The organism is Paenisporosarcina sp. TG-14 (genome assembly GCF_000297555.1).
Taxonomy (GTDB): Bacteria; Bacillota; Bacilli; order Bacillales_A; family Planococcaceae; genus Paenisporosarcina; species Paenisporosarcina antarctica.
Map to the genome: position 1 here is coordinate 15238 of NZ_AMGD01000002.1, position 20218 is coordinate 35455.

21 protein-coding genes and 1 riboswitch are annotated in these 20218 nt (G+C 34.5%); of the genes, 17 read left to right on the forward strand and 4 right to left on the reverse strand.

Going from position 1 to position 20218, the window contains the following annotated elements:
• Positions 1-2 precede the first annotated feature (2 nt).
• Positions 3-698 carry an ABC transporter ATP-binding protein gene (locus tag C406_RS0100400; RefSeq protein ID WP_017378601.1) on the forward strand — a complete coding sequence of 232 codons (696 nt, stop codon included), beginning with the start codon at positions 3-5 and terminating at the stop codon, positions 696-698.
• 176 nt (positions 699-874) lie between these two features.
• Positions 875-1243 carry a rhodanese-like domain-containing protein gene (locus tag C406_RS0100405; RefSeq protein ID WP_017378602.1) on the forward strand — a complete coding sequence of 123 codons (369 nt, stop codon included), beginning with the start codon at positions 875-877 and terminating at the stop codon, positions 1241-1243.
• Between the two features lie 179 nt (positions 1244-1422).
• Here the strand turns inward: C406_RS0100405 and C406_RS0100410 are convergent, their stop codons facing one another.
• The gene (locus C406_RS0100410; protein WP_017378603.1) at positions 1423-2001 is read right to left on the reverse strand and encodes a TVP38/TMEM64 family protein; all 579 of its coding nucleotides are present in this window, start codon (positions 1999-2001) and stop codon (positions 1423-1425) included.
• Between the two features lie 676 nt (positions 2002-2677).
• Between C406_RS0100410 and C406_RS0100415 the strand changes: the two genes are divergently transcribed.
• The gene (locus tag C406_RS0100415) at positions 2678-4030 is read left to right on the forward strand and encodes a glucoamylase family protein (RefSeq protein WP_017378604.1); all 1353 of its coding nucleotides are present in this window, start codon (positions 2678-2680) and stop codon (positions 4028-4030) included.
• A 198-nt stretch (positions 4031-4228) separates the two neighbouring features.
• Here the strand turns inward: C406_RS0100415 and C406_RS0100420 are convergent, their stop codons facing one another.
• The 3 genes from C406_RS0100420 to phaQ all read right to left on the reverse strand — a co-directional run bounded on the left by C406_RS0100420 (position 4229) and on the right by phaQ (position 5701).
• On the reverse strand, positions 4229-4633 hold the full coding sequence (locus C406_RS0100420; protein ID WP_017378605.1) for a MaoC family dehydratase: 405 nt from the start codon (positions 4631-4633) through the stop codon (positions 4229-4231).
• A 57-nt stretch (positions 4634-4690) separates the two neighbouring features.
• A complete protein-coding gene (locus C406_RS0100425; RefSeq protein ID WP_017378606.1) occupies positions 4691-5203 on the reverse strand; it encodes a hypothetical protein in 513 nt (170 codons plus the stop codon).
• An 87-nt stretch (positions 5204-5290) separates the two neighbouring features.
• Positions 5291-5701 carry a poly-beta-hydroxybutyrate-responsive repressor gene (gene phaQ, locus C406_RS0100430; RefSeq protein WP_017378607.1) on the reverse strand — a complete coding sequence of 137 codons (411 nt, stop codon included), beginning with the start codon at positions 5699-5701 and terminating at the stop codon, positions 5291-5293.
• A gap of 389 nt (positions 5702-6090) precedes the next feature.
• Here phaQ and C406_RS19125 point away from each other — a divergent pair, with 389 nt between their 5' ends.
• From C406_RS19125 to C406_RS0100505, 14 genes are all read left to right on the forward strand, one after another.
• Entirely contained in the window at positions 6091-6684 is a 594-nt protein-coding gene (locus C406_RS19125) for a hypothetical protein (protein ID WP_017378608.1), read from the forward strand.
• A 52-nt stretch (positions 6685-6736) separates the two neighbouring features.
• Positions 6737-7519 carry a 3-oxoacyl-[acyl-carrier-protein] reductase gene (gene fabG / locus C406_RS0100440; RefSeq protein WP_017378609.1) on the forward strand — a complete coding sequence of 261 codons (783 nt, stop codon included), beginning with the start codon at positions 6737-6739 and terminating at the stop codon, positions 7517-7519.
• An 82-nt stretch (positions 7520-7601) separates the two neighbouring features.
• Entirely contained in the window at positions 7602-8693 is a 1092-nt protein-coding gene (gene phaC / locus C406_RS0100445) for a class III poly(R)-hydroxyalkanoic acid synthase subunit PhaC (protein WP_017378610.1), read from the forward strand.
• A gap of 280 nt (positions 8694-8973) precedes the next feature.
• Positions 8974-9291, forward strand: coding sequence for a PadR family transcriptional regulator (locus C406_RS0100450; RefSeq protein WP_017378611.1), 318 nt, complete (start codon positions 8974-8976; stop codon positions 9289-9291).
• Complete coding sequence (locus C406_RS0100455; RefSeq protein ID WP_017378612.1) at positions 9291-10301, forward strand: DUF4097 family beta strand repeat-containing protein; 1011 nt, start codon at positions 9291-9293, stop codon at positions 10299-10301. The genes C406_RS0100450 and C406_RS0100455 overlap by 1 nt, the downstream gene beginning before the upstream one ends.
• Before the next feature lie 322 nt (positions 10302-10623).
• The gene (locus C406_RS0100460) at positions 10624-11808 is read left to right on the forward strand and encodes a DHH family phosphoesterase (RefSeq protein ID WP_017378613.1); all 1185 of its coding nucleotides are present in this window, start codon (positions 10624-10626) and stop codon (positions 11806-11808) included.
• Between the two features lie 229 nt (positions 11809-12037).
• A complete protein-coding gene (locus C406_RS0100465; RefSeq protein WP_017378614.1) occupies positions 12038-12832 on the forward strand; it encodes a VLRF1 family aeRF1-type release factor in 795 nt (264 codons plus the stop codon).
• Between the two features lie 194 nt (positions 12833-13026).
• A complete protein-coding gene (locus tag C406_RS0100470) occupies positions 13027-13620 on the forward strand; it encodes a DUF421 domain-containing protein (protein WP_017378615.1) in 594 nt (197 codons plus the stop codon).
• A 585-nt stretch (positions 13621-14205) separates the two neighbouring features.
• Positions 14206-14309: riboswitch (SAM riboswitch) on the forward strand.
• 103 nt (positions 14310-14412) lie between these two features.
• The gene (locus C406_RS0100475) at positions 14413-15636 is read left to right on the forward strand and encodes a 2,3-diketo-5-methylthiopentyl-1-phosphate enolase (protein ID WP_017378616.1); all 1224 of its coding nucleotides are present in this window, start codon (positions 14413-14415) and stop codon (positions 15634-15636) included.
• The gene (locus tag C406_RS0100480) at positions 15633-16298 is read left to right on the forward strand and encodes a 2-hydroxy-3-keto-5-methylthiopentenyl-1-phosphate phosphatase (protein WP_017378617.1); all 666 of its coding nucleotides are present in this window, start codon (positions 15633-15635) and stop codon (positions 16296-16298) included. Before C406_RS0100475 ends, C406_RS0100480 begins: the two co-directional genes overlap by 4 nt.
• On the forward strand, positions 16295-16912 hold the full coding sequence (locus C406_RS0100485; protein ID WP_017378618.1) for a methylthioribulose 1-phosphate dehydratase: 618 nt from the start codon (positions 16295-16297) through the stop codon (positions 16910-16912). Before C406_RS0100480 ends, C406_RS0100485 begins: the two co-directional genes overlap by 4 nt.
• Positions 16913-16927: 15 nt before the next feature.
• Positions 16928-17452, forward strand: coding sequence for a cupin domain-containing protein (locus C406_RS0100490; RefSeq protein WP_017378619.1), 525 nt, complete (start codon positions 16928-16930; stop codon positions 17450-17452).
• Between the two features lie 1194 nt (positions 17453-18646).
• Entirely contained in the window at positions 18647-19444 is a 798-nt protein-coding gene (locus C406_RS0100500; RefSeq protein ID WP_017378620.1) for a basic amino acid ABC transporter substrate-binding protein, read from the forward strand.
• A gap of 57 nt (positions 19445-19501) precedes the next feature.
• Positions 19502-20212, forward strand: coding sequence for an amino acid ABC transporter permease (locus C406_RS0100505; RefSeq protein ID WP_017378621.1), 711 nt, complete (start codon positions 19502-19504; stop codon positions 20210-20212).
• Positions 20213-20218: the final 6 nt, after the last annotated feature.

The window sequence follows — 20218 nt, forward strand, 5'->3', positions numbered from 1 at the left end:
ATATGATACAAATTAAACAGCTTTCAAAAAAATATAAAACAGGAAATATAGGGTTGCATCCTTTTGATTTTGAAATTGAAAAAGGGAGTATCGTCGCATTAACAGGTGGAAATGGTGCGGGAAAGAGTACCTTTATTAAATTGCTAACAAATGTCATCAGGCCAACCACTGGTTCTATTCAATGGGAAGAACAACGTTTTAGTTACATGCCTGATGATATGGAATTTCCCACCAACCTCACTGGTCTAGAGGCAATAAGATTATTGGGAGCCTTAAGAAATGTAGAAGAAGAGAAATGCAGCAGGCTCTTAAAACAAGTTGGATTACATGATGTTAGAAATCAAAAAATCGAAACTTTTTCAAAAGGGATGAAACAGCGTCTATGCTTTGCACAGGCTTTATTATCAAATGAAAAAGTCCTTATTTTGGATGAACCTACAAATGGATTGGATCCCTATTGGATTAAATGGATGAAAACATTTTTACTCGAGGAAAAAAGGAAGGGAAAAACTATTATCTTTTCCACTCACAATTTTTCTTTCGTTGATGACATCGCTGATGAACTGTTGTTTTTTTATGAAGGGCATGTGTTAATCCAAAATAAGGTGAACACACTTAAGTTGCATTCATCTTCCATAGAGAACACCATAGTTTCTAAGCTAGAACAATTAATGCAGGATAAACAGAAATTAAATTAAAATTAAAAAGGAACCTTTTTTAAAAAAATCAATTCTTATTCTATTTACATAAGTGATGAATAAATAATGGAAGAAAATATAAACCCCATAGGGTATATTTCTTGACTTCCAGAATGAGAGTCTTAAAATAGAATTAGTGGCAAAGCCATTAGTTTGTTTTTACATTGGAGGTATTTATGAAAAAATTCATTATTTTTCTATTTGTTGCTATTTTCACTTTGACTGCATGTAGTTCTAGTGCTACTTATGAAACGATCGCCATTGATGATATTCCACTAAAAGTAGAAGAAGGATATAAAGTAATAGATGTAAGAGAAACTGGAGAATACGAAGCTGGACATATTCCAGGTTCTTTAAACAAACCTTTATCTGAGTTAAAAAATGGAGATATTGAGGGATTAGATAAAAATCAAAAGTATATAGTCATTTGCCAAAGTGGAAACCGCTCAAAAGAAGCAAGTAGCATTTTATTTGATGAAGATTTTATGATATTAAATGTTTCAGAAGGAATGTCTTCTTGGACTGGACCTTTAGAAAAAAATTGATTGTATTTAGTAGTTAAGAACCACACCCACAGGAGGTGTGCCTATAGAAAAAAAGCGCAAGTGAAAGGCAATTGCCCTTTCACTTGCGCTTTTTTTCTATACTTTATGGAGCTTCTGGTAGCATTCTAAAGTGAACCAGAAACCTGATATCTTTAGAGTATTTGTAGTCAAATAATACGTTATAGATTTCTCTTCTTTAAATTAACTAAATTTTCCTCGTTTCGAGTTTTATTGAATTTACCTATATACAAATAAATGCCACCCAGAAAAAGAAAAAGGATAGCCGTTAAATACCAAGGTAACTCAGTAATTACATTGCCGAAAGCCGTATATAAGATAGCTGGCATGATGAGTCCTAATAAAGAATAATACATATATTCCTTAAATGACTTAGCCATATCGATTAAATAAAGTGAAAGTAAATGAAAATGAACAAACGGCATGATGCGTAAAATCATGACTTGACTTACGGAAATGGTCTGACCTGGAAACATTTTTTCCTTCAGTCGCGTGATCTTATTACGGAACTTCGGAAATTTAATAACTAGCAAATATGAAACCAAACTCATCAGAGAAAGTCCGATAAACGATAACAATGTACCTTTTATAAATCCAAATAATACACCACCAGCTATACAGACAACGATAACTGGCAAAAAGAAAAATGGGCGAAATAAATGCAATAGAACAAAAAGTAAAGGTGCTAACCAACCTGCGCCTTCAATTAATGTTTCAAGAGATTGGTCAAATTGATCCACACTGAGACCTCCTATCTGTTAAAAAAATTACATATTTACAACTATAGTCTGCAAAACTCTTACATTTAACAGTAATTAAGGATTCCAAATGGATGATTTCGAGTTCCTCGAGCAGAAATTTTTCATCTATATCAAGAAATCTTGCTATGCTTCTAGATTGGTTTGGAAGAAATTAAAAATGTATTGACTATGAACAGTCAAAGAAGCAATTTAATAATAATTTATTATATGTATGATTATGAATAGAATGTATGTGGGAAATTTGTCTATTAGAATTTGTAGTTTTTATTCCTGCGCTTAATCAAAAAAAAACCCATCCTGGTCTCATAGGCTAAGAGGGGTTGCTAATCTAAGTTGGTAAATTCACGCCAACTAATCATTATTTTTGTACTCAATTTCTGTTTTTATTATATCAAAAGTGATTAGTTGAATCAACCGCTGGAAAATAAGACGTAATTGAGTAAACTTATTCAGTACAACAATTCGAGTTAAAAGTAGCCTTGAAATAGTATTTCTTCATTTCAAATACAAGCCCTTATACCTAACAAGGAATGTGAGTAATTAACTAATTATCAGAATAATTAAAAATATAAAGAACTTTTACACTATCTTCATGTTAGACTGTTGGTGAAACGTTTCGATAATTACCAGTATTAAAATTTGAAAGGGGAAAATTATGAATAAAATGAAGATAATAAGCTTTCTCATCATGTTCAGCTTTTTCACTAACCTTATTTTTACCCCAATTGCTTCAGCAGGTAAAGTTAAGGAAGATGCTGCTTTACAAGCTGAATTGAAAGCGATTGCAAAGCAAACGTATAAATATTTTCAAGATCATACAGACCCAAAAACAGGGATGACTTACGATGAGGTGCGTTTTACTAATGAAGAAAAGACAGTAGCAGCTCATACATCACCAACAAATATTGCAATGTATATGATGAGTACCGTATCAGCGGAGCAGATGGGCATTATTACGAGAAAGGATGCTGTTAAACGACTTCAAGTATCAATAAACACGTTAGAAAAGGTAGATAAATGGAATGGCCTTTATTACAACTGGTACTACACGAAAGATGGGTCACTTAAAAAAGACTGGGGACAATTTATCTCTCAAGTTGATAATGGTTGGCTTTCTGCAGGATTAATGGTCGTTGGACAAGCGTATAAAGAATTGAACGAACAAACAAGTACACTCGTTGAAAATATGGATTATTCAACACTTTATGACGCAGAAGTTGGTCAGTTCCGCGGTGGTTATGATGTTGCAGCAGGAAAACTAACAGATCATCATTATGGAATGTTTTACACTGAGCCCCGTGTAGGAAGTTATATTTCGATAGGTAAAGGGGACGTACCAAAAGAACACTGGTGGAAGATGTACCGAACTCTGCCTCAAGAATGGGATTGGCAAGCACAGATTCCAAACGGATATTCAACTCAATATGATGGGGTTTCAGTATTTGAAGGTCACTATGAATATAGTGGAATTAAATATGTTCCAAGCTGGGGAGGTAGTATGTTTGAAGGCCTTATGCCAGGTATTGTATTAAAGGAAAAAGATTTAGGAACTAAAGCTTTAGGATTAAATAATAAACGTCATGTAGAAGTTCAAATTGCTTATGCAAAAGATAAAGGTTATAAAGCGTGGGGCTTCTCACCAGCAGCTACACCGGACGGTTATAGTGAGTTCGCGGCTACACCACTTGGTACAGCCGGCTATAAAGATGGAGCAACAGTGACGCCACATGCTACATTTTTAGCTTTAGATTATGCACCACGAGAAGTTCAGAAAAACATTAAAGTACTGAAAGAATTAAATATGTATAGCAATTATGGTTTTTATGATTCTGTAAACGTCGAGACTGGTGAAATCGCAAAAGCTTATCTCGCTCTCGACCAAGGAATGATCATGGTTTCAATCGCCAATTATTTAAAAGATGGTGTGATTCGTGAATACTTCCACCAAGATCCGATTGGTAAAAAACCTGAAGAATTGTTAATAATTGAAGAGTTCTCCATTCAATAACACAAAAGCTACATTTATACACCAGGATTTTGGTATTTGTTTCATCAATAAAAGATCAGCCAAAGAATACTTGGCTGATTTTTTATATTCCCAACACTTACAATGTAAATTAGATAGACATCAAAATGTATGAGGAATTATGCTATAAAAAAACTTTTAATTAATTGAGTTAAGCGAGTAGCCGGAAAACAAGAAAATTCATTTCATCACGATAGCTTCACCATCAATAACAATCTCATCACGTTGGTTTCTTACTTGTGTTCGAAGACGAATGATTTTTTTCTCATCTCTTTTTTCTATTATTTCTACCTCAGCAATAACAGTGTCTCCAATTCTAACAGGAGCTCTAAAGATTAGATTTTGTGATAAATAGATGGTGTCTGAACCTGGCAGCTTCATTGCTAATACAGAAGAGATGAAACCAGCAGTTAATATACCATGTGCAATGCGTTCAGAAAAGATTGATTTTTTCGCATATTCAGCATCAACATGTAAAGGGTTGAAGTCACCAGTTATCCCAGCAAATTGGTAAATATCAGATTCAGAAATGGTTTTAGAAAGGCTGGCCTTATCACCGATTTTTAAATCATAATAGGTGAGCACATAATTCCTCCCAGTTACTCGGTATTTCGTTCACTTGCTAATTCAATCGTTTTGTTTTTAAACGGTAGGTAGAAGTTCTTTATGAGTTTGTTTCATTTTTTCAGTTAGTTGCTCTACTGTTTTCAGCACTTCAGAACGACCCTTTTGTTGTTGGTCAAGAGCTTCTTTAATATTAGACTCGAATTGATCCTGTGATTGTGTGAATAAATCCAACATGATTTTGCTAGGTGTCCAAGAAAGAGCTTGAACTGAATTATTAATTTCCTCAATTTGATTCATCCAAGTGGAAACAAGCGGATTACCTTGATTATTATCAACTGTATTCATCGTGCTTTGTAGACTTGTTTTCCACTCTTCTTTTATTTTCGTTTCTTCTTCTTCCATCTTCTTTAATGCACCGCGAGTAGTATTCATAAATTCTTTTTGGTTTTCTACTGCTTGTAGTGATTTTTCAGCCATTTCAGTTTGAAAACCTTGTAGCGTTTTAAAACTGTTCAACCAGCCATCCCAAATTGAATCTACTGCGTTAATCGATTGTTGATTTGTCTTTGTCGTTGTATTCGTTTTCATAATTATTCCTCCTTTTTATTGTAACCGTGAAACATTCCACTCTATATGTTGCATGCAACAAATGTGCATTGGTACCGCTAGGTTTTTTTATTTCTCCTCTTCTGAATCTTTTGAAGATGATTTATAAGGAGTGAAAAACGGATTATACAAATTAAAAAATTGATTCAACATTTTTTGGTAATGTCCAAGCGAGCTTGCCCAAACCTCTAGATATTGTTCACCAGCTGCGGTAATCGTATAAATTCGTTTTGCTGGTCCTCCCGATGTCGTATCCCATTTAGATGTAACCATGGCATCCTTTTCGAGTTGTCGTAAAATTCGATAAAGATTACCTTGATCAACTGAATCGAATCCGAATTGTGTGATCTTTTGCATTAACTCATAGCCATGTGAATTCCAATCGCGTAAATGTAATAGCATGATTGGAATTAGGAAATTTTTTGGAGTACCTAAATTGGTACTTTTATCATTTTTGTTTTCCTCCTGTTTTGAATCCATAAATCATCACCAACCAATCATATAAAATGTCTATAGATGTAATTTACACCTACATGTTTAAATTGTCAAATACAAACTTTCAAAAAATTTGTATTTCTTTTTTTGGATAAATAATTCTTCAGTTAAAGGCTATTTTTCGAATATGTTGGAACCCAATTTCATAGAGTAGTAAAGTCGTCATGAAAAACAGCGACATTACCTCTTAGATTGAATAACTAGTTCATCCGTAATATAGCGGAATCTGTCGAGTGCTGTTGAAGAAACAAAGAAACGGTAGAATAGTTAGTACCTTCTTTATATTCCTTTAATATCCAACGTCTCGTATAGTTAAGTTATAGGGAATGAACTGATATTCTCTGAAATAGAAAATATTAAGGAGATGAAGTATTTTGTCACAAACGTTACCATTTGATCCACTGACAATGTGGAAGAAAATTTATGAACAAACTGAAGCTAGTTGGAATGATGCAATCCAAGAAACATTGAAAAAGGAATCTTTCTCTGAGGGAATGGGAGAGACGTTAAATTATTACCTTAAATATCAGGAGCTTGCTAAAGAAACAACTGAAACCTATTTGAAACAAGCCAATATGCCTACACGGAGTGAAGTTGCGGATGTAGCATCTCTCGTAATTAACTTGGAAGGTAAGTTTGACGACCTTGATGAAAAATTCGATACAGAAATGACTAAACTGGATCCGACAATAGAGATTAGCCAGTTAAAAAAAGCTGTTACAGATTTGGATATGAAGTTGGATAAGGTACTTGAAGCAATCGAGTTAATAGGTAATGAAAAATCAATGGACGTAATCGGTAAGACAAAATCCTATGATGTAATTGCCAAAGCTAAAAACGCTGATGCAACTGGGAAAGCAAAACCTTCTGAAGCAATTAATAAAGAAAAATCAGAAGAAATTAGTAAAAAGCCATCAGGTGCAATTAGCAAAGTAAAGTCCACTGAAACATCGAAAGAATTGAATTAAAAATTAAATCACGTACTTGTTATAAAAATACAATGAATGGATGTGTATGTTAATGGCAATGGATATAGTGGACTTAACTAATAAAAATACAATTCGTAAACCACTTGAAGGAAAAGTGGCAGTTGTAACAGGGGGATCACGTGGAATCGGCGCTACCATTGCGAAGGTTTTAGCAAAAAATGGTGCATTCGTTGCAATCAATTATCAAACAAGAACTGATAGCGCAGATGCCGTTGTTAAGGAAATCGAAGAACTGGGTGGTACTTCGTGTGCAATTCAGTCTGATGTTTCTAAACCAGAAGATGTAAAGAGTTTTATGGAAGAAGTAAAAAAACGTTATGGGAAGATTGATATTCTTGTAAATAATGCAGGAATTACAAGAGACCGTACGTTCCGTAACTTGTCCGATGAGCAATGGAACGAGGTTATCAATGTAAATCTAAACAGCGTTTTCTATACAACTTCTGCGGTAATTGATCATATGTTGGAACGTAAATATGGTCGAATTATCAATATAAGTTCAATCATTGGTCAAGCGGGTGGATTCGGTCAATCGAACTATTCAGCTTCAAAAGCTGGAATGATCGGTTTAACGAAATCTTTAGCATTGGAAAGTGCAAGAAATGGTGTAACTGTCAATGCAGTTTGTCCTGGCTTTATCGAAACTGAAATGGTTGGAGAAATGCCGGATAATGTAAAAGAAGGTATTATTTCTAAAATACCAATGAAACGTTTAGGGCAAACAAACGAAATTGCGGAAGCAGTGTTATTCCTTGCACAAGCTGACTATATAACTGGCCAATCAATTAATGTTAATGGCGGATTATATATGTAACAAAGGATTAAAATCTTTGTAAAAGGGGCTTCCGAAAAAGGAAGTCTCTTATACATGAGTTTTATTTATAAGGGGGAAAATAATGATTTATTCTAATACTGAAGAAGTAGAAAAATGGATGAAAACAATGCCCGATGATGTTAAGAAAAGTTACCAGCGCTTTACACGTATGACGCAAGTTCTTACGGATGAACCCGACCCAAAAGTTGGTCAAACTCCAAAAGAACTTATCTGGACAAAAAATAAAGCTAAACTTTATCGCTATCAACCTGCCATTAAGAAAACGAATAGCGTTCCTATTTTAATGGTTTATGCATTGATTAATAAACCATATATATTGGACTTAACACCTGGTAATAGTTTAATCGAACATCTTACCAATCAAGGTCACGATGTATATTTAATTGATTGGGGCACACCGGGTTATGAAGATAAAAATATGAAGTTGGATGATTACATTTTAGATTATATGCCGCGTGCTGTTAAGAAAGTAATACAAACATCAGGAGCAAATGAAATCAGTTTGTTTGGTTACTGCATGGGTGGAACGATGACTTCAATTTTTGCTGCTCTCCATACTGACTTACCAATTCGAAATTTAGTATTCATGACGAGTCCATTTGATTTTACAGATGCGGGTTTATTTACAAATTGGTTAGACAAACGTCATTTTAATGTAGATAAACTAGTTGACACACTTGGTATGATTCCTCATGATATGATCGATTTCGGAAACAAGCTGTTAAACCCTATAGCAAATTTCTATGGTCCATACCTCAGTCTGGCTGATCGAGCTGATAATGAGAATTTCGTAAACAACTGGATGTTGATGCAAAAGTGGTTGAATGATGGAATTCCATTTGCAGGTGAAGCTTATAGACAATGGATTACTGAATTTTATCAAGAGAATAAATTAATCAATGATGAGTTATATATAAGAGGTAAAAAGGTTGAATTAAGTAAGATTACAGCAAACGTTTTAAATATTGCAGGTAAGCGTGATGTAATTGCTGCTCCAAACCAGGTAGAACCGCTAAATGCTAAAATATCAAGTGAAAATAAGACTTTCCATCTGATGGATACAGGTCACGTTTCAGTTGTTGTCGGACGTAAAGCAATTAATGAAACATATCCACTTATTGATACGTGGCTAAGAGAAAATTCACAACCATAAAAGGTTTCAAATGCCAACACAATTTAAAATTGTGTTGGCATTTTTTTAATACGACAAAATCCACTCATGACATTTAAAATAATTGAAATTCACTTTCTAGTGTTAAGAAAATTACTATGTTAAGAGTTAACTATTAACATAGTAGGTTGATTGAGTGTAATTTCAGCTTCTTGATAAATGCTTCTTCGTCAAGCAATTGAAAAATATCCAGTACCTTGCATTAAGTAATAGCGTTATGATATAGTACTATTCAATAGATAGTACCGGAGGTGGATGATGGGTGAATGTGCAGTTTAAGAAAGGTGTCCTGAGTTTGTGTGTATTGGCTCTAGTGGATCGACAAGACCGCTATGGCTATGAGTTGGTGCAGGCAATTTCGGATAGTATTGAAATATCGGAAGGTACGGTGTATCCATTATTGAGGCGTTTAACGAAAGAGGGATATTTTACGACGTATTTGTCTGAGTCAACAGAGGGGCCGCCGCGTAAGTATTATCAGATTACGGTACAAGGCAAGAACTATTTGCAGGATCAGCTTGCGGAGTGGAAACATTTTGTTGAAGGGGTTCATCAATTGTTAGACAAGGGGGAAGTATGATGGAGAAATCGCTTTATTTAGAGGAATTGAAAAATGAATTAGGGAACTTAAAGCCGGATGAACTGAAGGATATTATTAGTGATTTCAATGAGTATTTTGTGAATGGCAATAAGGACGGCAAGACAGATGCGGAAATTATAGAGTCTCTTGGGACGTCTAAATTTATTGCGTCTGAACTATTGAAAGCATATACCGAGGATGACATGATTCCAGAGGATTTACCGGTGGCTGGCGAGTATAGGAAAGTGGATATGCAAATTGAGAATGGCAATTTGACAATTGAACCGTCGCATGACGAAATAGCACATGTGAATATGTCAGATCATTCAAATCAAACGTTGCTTTCGATGGATGTGATGGGTGATACACTTATGATTAAAGTGAAGCAGTCACGTCGGTTTTTCCCATTTGGTATTGGATTGAAGGTACCTTTAGTGTCGGTAAAATTGCCGGTTCAAATGTATGAATCGATTAGAGTGAATAATGATAATGGTTCAACGAAGGGCCATTCAATGCATGCTGAGGTTGTGGCGATAGAGTCAGATAATGGTCGCATTGAGTTAAGTCACGTAGTAGCAAAGCAACTTCGCACGATTTCTGATAACGGTCGTATTATGCTGACGAATGTGCAGGTAACTGAACTTGAAGTAGAAAGTGATAATGGCCGTTTAGAGCTTAGTAATGTGAAGGCTGATGTAGTAAGCGCGCAGTCCGATAATGGTCGCATTGAGTTACATGATGTACAGGGAATGATTAAAGCAAAAACGGATAATGGAAGAATTGTAGGCTATGTAAAAATCTTGACTAAGCCGATCAGCTTGAAGACTGATAATGGTAGCATTGAACTTACGATGAATCACAAACCGGAACATGCTACAATTCGAGTGGATCGTGATTGGGGTAAAGTAAGCGTATTTGGTGAGAAGTCGAGGGACATGATTTTCGGAGATGGTTCTGTGCTAATTCAGCTGAGTTCGGATAATGGGAGCATTACGGTAAAGGAAGCTTAGCTTTAAACCTTAACAGTGCCGAAGTTCTAAGAACACAAGAAACTTATTGCTTTTAGTAAATCTAATTTTTATATTTTTACTTGTGAAATGAAATATAAGAATATCAATAGGTAAGCTAAACAACTGGGAACTATCAAAGCTCACATAAAAAGACCGTTATCTATTTTCATTTAGATTACGGTCTTTTTATTATGAGTTAAATTCATTAAAACATAAAGGTTTCAATATTTAAGAAACATATCTCAATTTACTGAGTAAAAAACATCATCTTTAATCAATAATTTAACCCTTTTGAAACCATACTATATATTGAGGTGAAAACATGAAAAAACTGTTGTCCCATAGTGATTTGGATGGAGTTGGATGTGGTATTTTAGCAAAGCTCGCTTTTGGTAAACAGGTGAAGGTAAGATACAATTCTGTTGCGAGTCTTAATCGTGAAGTTGAATGGTTTTTAGAAAATGATAGTAAGGATACATTTTTATTTATTACGGATTTATCTGTAAATGAAGCAAATGAAAAGAAGCTCAATACATTTTATCAAGCTGAAGGAAAGGTTCAATTGATTGATCACCATAAGACGGCTCTTCATTTTAATAATTATGATTGGGGGCATGTGGTAGTAGAAGATGACGAAGGAAAATTAACTTCAGCAACTTCTCTATTTTATCAATTTCTTGTGGAGCATCAACTAATGGAGCCAACTGGATCTGTCTCGGAATTTGTAGAGCTTGTTAGACAGTATGATACTTGGGAATGGGAGAAAAATGAGAATTTTCAAGCCCAGCGCCTAAATGCACTCTTTTTTTTAGTGTCAATTGAAGAATTTGAAGAAAAAATGATTAGCCGACTTATGACAAGCGAACATTTCTTTTTTGATGAGTTTGAAAAGAAAATACTTGATATGGAAGATAATAAAATTGAACGTTATATTCGCCGGAAGAGACGAGAACTTGTTCAGTCTAAAGTCGGTGAACATTATGCCGGAATCGTTTACGCGGAATCATATCATTCTGAGCTTGGAAATGAACTGGGTAAAGAGTATCCGCATCTTGACTATATTGCCATATTAAATATAGGAGGAAAACGATTAGGATTTAGAACGGTTCACGACCATATTGATGTGTCTGAAGTAGCCGGTAAGTTCGGTGGTGGAGGGCACGAAAAAGCTTCGGGTTGTTCTTTGACTGATGAAGCCTACAAGAAGTTTGTGGTTGGAACGTTTCACATAGATCCTCTCAGAGAAGACGCGAAACGAAATCGTTATAACTTGAAACGGTCTAAATTTGGTTCTCTGTATAAAAACCAAATAAATGAAGTCTTTTTTCTATATCAAGTCAATGATCAAGATTGGGTGATTGAACAAAATAAAAAAAGAATTGATACGACTTATGTGAATTTTGAAGAAGGTGAAAAATACTTAAAAAGAAATCACGGAGCCTGGCTAGTTAGAGACGATACTTTTGTAAGTTATTTAATGGATAATGCCAATAAGTTAAAAAGATGAATAGTATGAAACGAAAAACTTAGACGGTTTAACAATGCCTTACAAAAACCCTCATCAAAAAAAAGTTGGAGATGAATGACACCTTCTTTCATTAGACTTTTAATAAATATAGAAAAGCATTTCTGGAGCTACAGAATTATCAATAACTTGTATCTAGGAATTCGTAATAAACTTGGTGCTTAAAGGGCATCCTTGTAATGTAGAGGAATTTAAGGAGGTTACATGACTTATGGGATTGAAAGAAGAAATTCAGTATTTAAAAGAATATCACAGTGGTGAGAGAAGTGTATTGAGTGTATATTTGAACACTAATCCAGGTGACCCTGAACAGTTGAATGGTGCATGGAAAATTCATTTGAAAAACGGTTTGAAGGATTTAGACAAGTATTTAGCAGCTTCCAATAATGATACAGAATTGAAATCTTTTAAAAAACTCAAGAAAAAAGTAATGGATGAAATCGGAGATAATCGAAATGATTTACACAAAGGAGTCGTGATTTTTGCATCAGAGAACCCTCCACTGTGGTCAGTTTATTATGTGCAAGTACCTGTGAAATCAAGCTTTCATTGGGAAGACCATCCAGTGCTTGAAGAGATGGAATATATGTATAAAGCATATCCGGAAGCAGGAATTATCTTGCCAAGCTTTGGGGAAGTTCGCATATTCGATACCGCTATGGGATCCATCAAAGATGAATTGGTCTACATATTTGATGCGAATCTTGAAGAATGGGGAGAAGAGAAAAACATGGACCCTGATGGTCAACATGTAATTGGGAGCAGTAAAGTAGACTTCTTAGAATCACGCCTTAGAGAAAACTTGTACAGATTCTATAAGGAGATGGGTACAAATGTAGAGCAGCTGAAAAAAAGTCGTGGTTGGAGTGAAATACATGTAGCGGGTGAAGCAGAATTAGCAATTGCTTTCTCCGAAACATTGCGCGATAAACCAGCGAGCTGTATATATAAAAATTTAAATAATAGTCAACCGAATGAAGTAATTCATCAAATTTTCGAGAAATAAAATAGTACAAAACTCAACTGAATAGTACTAATTCTTAAACGTTAATTTAAAAGTAGCTCATGACAAAATTTGTGTAGTGTAAGTGTTATAACTTTCATTATTTAAAATGTATCTGTCATGGGCATTTACTTATAGTTCCACATAGAAGAACATTCCAACATATGTATTAATCGGAAATGGAAAGGAGTTCAAGTATGGATCTAAACTTGATTTGGCAAACAGTTCTTATTTTCGTAATTGGTACACTAATCCTAAGGGTAAGTGGTAGAAAATCAATATCTCAGATGACGATTCCTCAAACAGTAATAATGATTGGAATCGGTACATTGCTTATCCAGCCTGTCACAGGACGAGGACTCTGGACAACTTTTGGCGTAGCGGCCGTATTAGTATTAAGCCTAATAATTACGGAATACTTTCAAGTAAAATTTGATATAGCTGAAACAACACTTTCAGGCAAAGCTTTACCAGTAATTGAAAACGGTGTTTTAAACGAGAAGAACTTAAAGAAGCTCCGTTTACCGGTGGATAAGTTAGAAGCCAGACTTCGGCAATCTGGTATTACTTCAATTAATGATGTTCAAATTGCAACAATTGAGTCTAGTGGGCAATTAGGATACTTATTAAAAGAAGCTAAACAGCCTGCAACAAAAGAAGATATACGGAACCTGATTCAATTAATTCAATCCGGCAAATTAAATTTGAATAACCAAAGATATTCTCAAGAGAATATCTTTACCGAAACAATAAACAAGGAAACGACTGATGTACCAAGTCATTTACAATAAGTATTTAATAATGCAATGGTGAAGTTACCCTTTAAGATTATATAATTTTAATAAAGTATTAATCTATTATTAAATGGGTCTACTCTTAAAGGATATTCATATTTTATAATATTATGCGAGAATCGAACGGTATTTATAAAACTTAATAATAAAAATGCAAATGAAGTAATGCATCTGAGAGCGTTTCATTTTTCATAATGTTATAATTCTTACACATCCATTATAAGAAAAAAGGAGCTAAAGTCAATTCCTCTATTTAGTGTAAGTGTGATAAATTACTTTATTTCATATGAAGCTGTTTTTTCTTCAGTCAAAGGTTCATGCTTATATCTCTTCTTATTCTAAGTTTTATTTAAATAAAACTTATTTGACGTATAAAATGCTCATTTCTTATTTCTATTTCTTGGCAATTCTATATTTAGCGGAAAATTCTGTGAACTATTTCCAGGGAAATAAAAATATTGATAAATGATTGACAATCAATCTAATTGATGAAATAATCAAACAAATTCATTTTTAAGAAAAGCGTGGCATTTTACACAATAACGACTCCTACTTTTTCTTATCCTAAAATTAATATAATTATTCTTATTTAGAGCAGGTGGAGGGACAAGCCCTATGATACCCGGCAACCGATTCAATTTTGGACACGGTGCTAATTCTTACAGCTTATTGCTGAGAGATAAGAAGACGTTTATCCTGTTAACCTCTTCTTATTATGATGAGGTTTTTTTGTGTCAACTAAATTAAAACTGATGTTAATACATACATACAAAAGGAGAAGAGTTCAACATGAGCCAAATAACAGCATGCTATCAGCTTTATGGAAAGCCTGGTTCTTTTGAGAAAAAGGCAGAAGGAATTGCACTTGGTTTAACAATTGGATCTTGGACGGATTTACCGATGCTCGATCAACAACAACTAAAAAAACATAAAGGTATTGTCGTATCAATAAAAGAGTTTGTAGACGAATCTTACCCAATAACACCGGAAGAAATTAAAGCAGAAGTGAAAATTTCTTATCCTAGCGCAAATTTCACGTCAGATATACCAGCGATCTTGGCGACTGTTTTCGGAAAGCTGTCTCTAGACGGTAAAGTGAAATTACTAGACTTAGAATTTGGAAAGAAACTAGAAAGTAATTTTCCAGGTCCTAAGTTCGGGATTGAGGGAATTCGTACTATTCTTAATGTTCATGAACGACCACTGGTTATGAGTATTTTTAAAGGAGTAATTGGTAGGGACATAGATTATTTGGTAGCGCAATTACGAGAGCAAGCTTTAGGGGGAGTTGATCTTGTTAAGGATGATGAGATTTTATTTGAAAATCATCATACTCCATTTGAAAAGCGAATAACAAGAGGTAGAAAAGTATTACAACAAGTATATGAAGAAACTGGACATAAAACTTTGTATGCAATTAATTTAACAGGGAGAACATCTGAACTAAGAGGTAAGGCGAAGAGGGCGAGTGAGCTAGGGGCTGATGCCTTACTATTCAATGTTCATACGTATGGACTTGATGTCCTTCAAGAGTTAGCCGAAGACAAAGAAATTCAATTACCAATCATGGCTCATCCAGCATTTAGTGGAGCTTTCACTTCTTCTGCATTTTACGGGGTATCTAATCCACTACTCCTCGGGAAGTTAACACGCTATTTAGGTGCGGACTTGTCACTCTTCCCATCGCCATATGGTAGTGTAGCTCTAGAAAAAGATGTAGCCCTTGCAATTGCTGAAGAATTGACGAAAGAAACCACTTTTAAACGAACGTTTCCAGTTCCATCTGCAGGTATCCATCCGGGGCTAGTCCCGCTACTAGTTCAGGATTATGGAATTGACTGTGTGATTAATGCTGGCGGTGGTGTGCACGGACATCCGTCAGGTGCAGCTGGTGGTGGACGAGCATTCAGACAAGCAATTGATGCTGTTTTAGAAGGTGAAGAATTGTCGGAAGTAGTTAAAGAACAAGATGAATTAAGAGAAGCACTTAAATTATGGGGAAGTGACAAATGAAAAATCTAACTATTTTTTGTGATTTTGATGGGACTGTAACGACTCAGGACAACATTATTCATATTATGAAAAAGTTTAATCCCCCTGAATGGGAATCAACAAAAGATAATATTTTAGCACAAAATATTTCAATTGAAGAGGGAGTTAGAAAGATGTTTTCACTGCTGCCGTCTTCACTAAAGGATGAAGTAATTTCATACGTACTTGAAGAAGCGCAGATTCGTGAAGGTTTTGGAGAATTTGTTACCTATACAAAAAAACACAATATCCCCCTGTATATCGTTAGTGGAGGAATTGATTTTTTCGTCAAACCTCTTCTAGAGCCATATGGTCCATTTGAAGACATCTATTGCAACATAGCTGACTTTTCTGAAGATACTATTAAAATTATTTTCCCCTTTGGATGTGATGAAACTTGTGCTAGTCAAGGGTGCGGTTGTTGCAAACCGTCTATCATGCGAAATCTTCTTCCTAAAGATGCTACTAGCATAGTTATCGGAGATTCAATTACAGACCTAGAAGCGGCTAAGCTTGCAGACATAGTAATTGCAAGAGATTTTCTCATTGAAAAATGTGAAGAGTTAAGATTGCCTTACGAAAAGTATGAAAATTTTCATGATGTAATTACGATTATCGAGATACAATTGGATGTGAACTCATGAAACTACTTCAGGAGAAGTGGAATGAACTAGCAGATATAAAAGATGAGTTAGCTACTCGAGATTGGTTTATGGGAACAAGTGGGAATCTTTCTATTAAAGTAAACGATAGCCCAACCCAATTCCTAGTAACAGCAAGTGGTAAAGATAAGAGAAAAAGAACTTCTAAAGACTTCTTAGTTGTTGATAACAAAGGGAGTTCAGTTGAAGTTAGTGATCTCAGACCGTCAGCTGAAACACTTTTACACTGTGCCGTCTACAATAATTCAACTGCTGGTTGTAGTCTCCATGTACATACAGTTGCAAATAACGTTATCTCTGAATTATATGGGAGATCTGGGAAGATTGACTTTAAAGGTCTAGAACTTATCAAAGCGTTTAATCTTTGGCAGGAAGATGATGTTCTAAGTATTCCAATCATTCCTAATCTCGGAGAAATACCAAAATTGGCGGAAGAGTTCCAATCGCATGTCAAAAGTGATAAAGGAGCTGTACTGATTAGGAATCACGGGATTACGGTATGGGGAGTAAATGGTTTCGAAGCAAAAAAACTTCTAGAGGCTTGTGAGTTTTTATTCCAATATCAACTAACGTTGGACCAATTAAATGTTAAATAAGAGAGGAAGATCTTAATGGCGATTATAAAAATTCAAGGAACAAACGAAGTAATTGAAACACAAAATGAAGTAGCTTCATTTTTGGAGCAACAAGAAGTTATTTACGAACATTGGGACATTGAAAAACTTCCTGTAAACCTGCGCGAAAAATTTGCTCTAAGTGATGATGAAAAAGAGGAAATACTGGTAGCTTTCGAAACGGAAATTGAAGACATTTCAAAACGTCGTGGCTACAAAGCATCAGATGTAATTTCCTTATCAGATTCTAACCCTAATTTAGACAATCTTCTAAAAAACTTCCAAAGAAAACATCATCATACTGATGACGAAGTTCGTTTCATTGTGAGTGGTCATGGTGTATTTATTATTCAGTCCGCAGACCAACGATTTTTTGAAGTACATCTAATACCAGGTGATTTAATATCAGTACCAGAAAATATTCTTCATTATTTTACGCTTTCTGATGATCGTAAAGTTGTTGCTATTCGCATATTTGTTACGATAGAGGGATGGGTACCTGTATATCAGGAAAGTGTCTAAGATTAAATAGTAATTATCTTATCTTACCTTCTACTTATTTCAGAACATATAAACAATAAATGAAAAAATCCAGTGACTAAAGTAGTTGCTGGATTTTATATTGCAATCGAATATAAATATTAAATGCAATTAATATATACCACAAAGAGCGTTACTTGTCTGTCGAATCTGAGTTTCGATGATTTTGCATTCGCTGATGCAACAGGACGTCTGTCTGTTCATTTTCTCCTATGACAAAGTCATTCAAATAATCCGTTAACTATAAGCCCGTTTTTAACAACAGTTCATCTACGTAGTAAGCTCCTTTAGGTAGTTGATCTAAGAGTAGTAAGAAAATAGAAGCATAAACCCCGCAAACAACAAGGAAATAAGTGGAATTATTTTAATGGGAAAAATGGCTTTATTACTTAACACATTGTACATATCGCATTCATTACCAGGATAAACCATCAATATACCGACTAAATTCTCACCATCTAGGACAGCATCTCGAGAGTCAGGCACCTTCATCTATAAATACCACAATTCATAAACATGTTCTAAATTTTACCTATTAAATTAGTAGTATTATCATGTACAAGAACCACCTTCCAAAACTTAAAGTTTATAGAGTGTATAAACTTCCATGAGGTATTAAGCATCCATAAAATTTTTTACTTCCTAAGGTTTCCTTAAATATAAGACCATAGACTTTCTCATAAAAGAAGAGGGATTATGATGCTTCATGAATATAGGAAAGCTTAGAATAACATCTTCTAGAAAATATTCAGGTGACCATGTGGTATAAATAACGTCCTTTTTAGCTATTTTACTATTCTTATAAAACGAGTTGTCATGTTCAACAATATAGCACTTAATTGGTTGATTCTCTGATGAATCTCTCTTTAGTAGTTCAATAGCCAGCCATTGAACGACACCTAGATTCATTTCTGAAACCAATAATGCATGTCCTTCCTGCACTTCTTATTAGTGTGATCATTTGATTATTGTTCTTCATTTGAACTTTTTTATACATAATCTATGTATAAAGGAGGTATTGTTATAGGTATCTATTAACTATAATTCAAAAGACACCCCATTTATTACTATTGAATAGATAATACGCTTCCTATATAATTAAAATAATTACCCGGAATATTCAGAGAATAAAATACTATTCGGATAATTAAAGGGACATTATAAGGGGGCATAACATTGAAAAGTGTAAAACGAATTTTTTCAGTTGGAATTATTTTATCTAGTGTAAGTTTAGCTTTGTTTGGATGTGGGACAGGAACCTCAACAAGTGAGAATGGGGAGACTGGGGAGACCGGGGAAGATAAGAAATATATAATCGCGACAGATGCAACATACGCTCCAATGGAGTATATGGATACAGACGGAAATATAGTTGGTACGGACATCGACATCGTTAATGCTATTGCAGACGAATTAGGTATTGAAGTAGAGTTTAAAAATTATGGTTGGGAACCATTATTCTCAGCAGTAAAAAATGAGGAAGTAGACTTTGCCGTATCATCTATTACGATTACAGACGAGCGAAAACAAACATTTGACTTTTCTGAACCTTACTACGCGGCAAATCAATTAATTCTAGTACCGGAAGATTCAACTGTTACTAAATTTGATGATTTGAAAGATATGAGAATTTCTGTACAAATTAATACGACGGGTCATGAAGTAGTAAAAGGATTACTTGGGAAGACGAGTTCTAAAATTGTGGCGCCTGAATCAATGCCTTTAGCAATCAGTGAAATGATTAATGGAAATGCAGATGCTGCTATTGGAGACAACGCAGTAATAAATGAATATGTAAAAAATAATCCGGATGTAAAATTGAAAACAATTGAGGATGATACTTTTGAAAAAGAGTATTATGGATTAATGGTTAAAAAAGGAAATGTAGAGTTAAACGAATTATTAAACGAAGGAATTGAAAAAATAAAAGCAAATGGGAAATTAAAAGAAATCACTGGGTTTGATGTAGAATAACTATTCAAAATTTGAATTTATTAACTTACATCTTACTGAGTAATGGAGGTGATTGAATTGGATTTCCCTGAAATAAGATGGGACATAATTTGGGATTACAGAGAATTATTTATTAGAGGGATTTGGGTTACATTAGGGCTTACAATTGTCGGTTATCTAGGAGGCATTGTATTAGGTTTATTTATTGGAATGGGGAAGATTTCAAAGAAAAAATGGATTTATTATCCAAGTAAGTACTTTGTCGATTTCTTTAGAGGCACACCGTTACTTGTTCAAATTCTACTAATACATTTAGCCATAATACCTGGAATTTTCGGTCACTCTTTAGGTTATTTTGTATCAGGTTCAGTTGCACTTATTTTAAATAGTGCTGCATATAATGCAGAAATTATACGTGCTGGGATTCAGTCGATTGAAAAAGGTCAAATGGAAGCAGCAAGGTCACTCGGCATGCCAAATAATATAGCGATGAGACATATTATTTTACCTCAAGCGTTGCGTCGAATGATTCCTCCACTTGGAAATGAATTAATTGCCTTGTTAAAAGATTCTTCTCTAGTAACTGTAATTGCAGCAAGTGATATATTATATGCAGGTAAAGTAGTTGCGGGTGCCTATCAACGCTTTTGGGAACCTTATATTACCGTTGCAATTCTTTACTTATGCCTAACGTATGTATTCGGAAAATTTATTACGTATATAGAAAAACGCTTTAGCAATAGTTTTGTTCCTAAACAGAAAAAAGGAATGTTCTCAACTCGGCGTTAACGATTA

What these genes read in the sequence shown, in the direction of transcription:
- C406_RS0100400 (WP_017378601.1), top strand. Translation starts at nt 3, where the DNA reads ATGATACAAATTAAACAGCTTTCAAAAAAATATAAAACAGGAAATATA.
- C406_RS0100405 (WP_017378602.1), top strand. Translation starts at nt 875, where the DNA reads ATGAAAAAATTCATTATTTTTCTATTTGTTGCTATTTTCACTTTGACT.
- C406_RS0100415 (WP_017378604.1), top strand. Translation starts at nt 2,678, where the DNA reads ATGAATAAAATGAAGATAATAAGCTTTCTCATCATGTTCAGCTTTTTC.
- C406_RS0100425 (WP_017378606.1), bottom strand. Translation starts at nt 5,203, where the DNA reads ATGAAAACGAATACAACGACAAAGACAAATCAACAATCGATTAACGCA.
- phaQ (WP_017378607.1), bottom strand. Translation starts at nt 5,701, where the DNA reads ATGGATTCAAAACAGGAGGAAAACAAAAATGATAAAAGTACCAATTTA.
- fabG (WP_017378609.1), top strand. Translation starts at nt 6,737, where the DNA reads ATGGCAATGGATATAGTGGACTTAACTAATAAAAATACAATTCGTAAA.
- phaC (WP_017378610.1), top strand. Translation starts at nt 7,602, where the DNA reads ATGATTTATTCTAATACTGAAGAAGTAGAAAAATGGATGAAAACAATG.
- C406_RS0100455 (WP_017378612.1), top strand. Translation starts at nt 9,291, where the DNA reads ATGGAGAAATCGCTTTATTTAGAGGAATTGAAAAATGAATTAGGGAAC.
- C406_RS0100460 (WP_017378613.1), top strand. Translation starts at nt 10,624, where the DNA reads ATGAAAAAACTGTTGTCCCATAGTGATTTGGATGGAGTTGGATGTGGT.
- C406_RS0100465 (WP_017378614.1), top strand. Translation starts at nt 12,038, where the DNA reads ATGGGATTGAAAGAAGAAATTCAGTATTTAAAAGAATATCACAGTGGT.
- C406_RS0100470 (WP_017378615.1), top strand. Translation starts at nt 13,027, where the DNA reads ATGGATCTAAACTTGATTTGGCAAACAGTTCTTATTTTCGTAATTGGT.
- C406_RS0100475 (WP_017378616.1), top strand. Translation starts at nt 14,413, where the DNA reads ATGAGCCAAATAACAGCATGCTATCAGCTTTATGGAAAGCCTGGTTCT.
- C406_RS0100480 (WP_017378617.1), top strand. Translation starts at nt 15,633, where the DNA reads ATGAAAAATCTAACTATTTTTTGTGATTTTGATGGGACTGTAACGACT.
- C406_RS0100485 (WP_017378618.1), top strand. Translation starts at nt 16,295, where the DNA reads ATGAAACTACTTCAGGAGAAGTGGAATGAACTAGCAGATATAAAAGAT.
- C406_RS0100490 (WP_017378619.1), top strand. Translation starts at nt 16,928, where the DNA reads ATGGCGATTATAAAAATTCAAGGAACAAACGAAGTAATTGAAACACAA.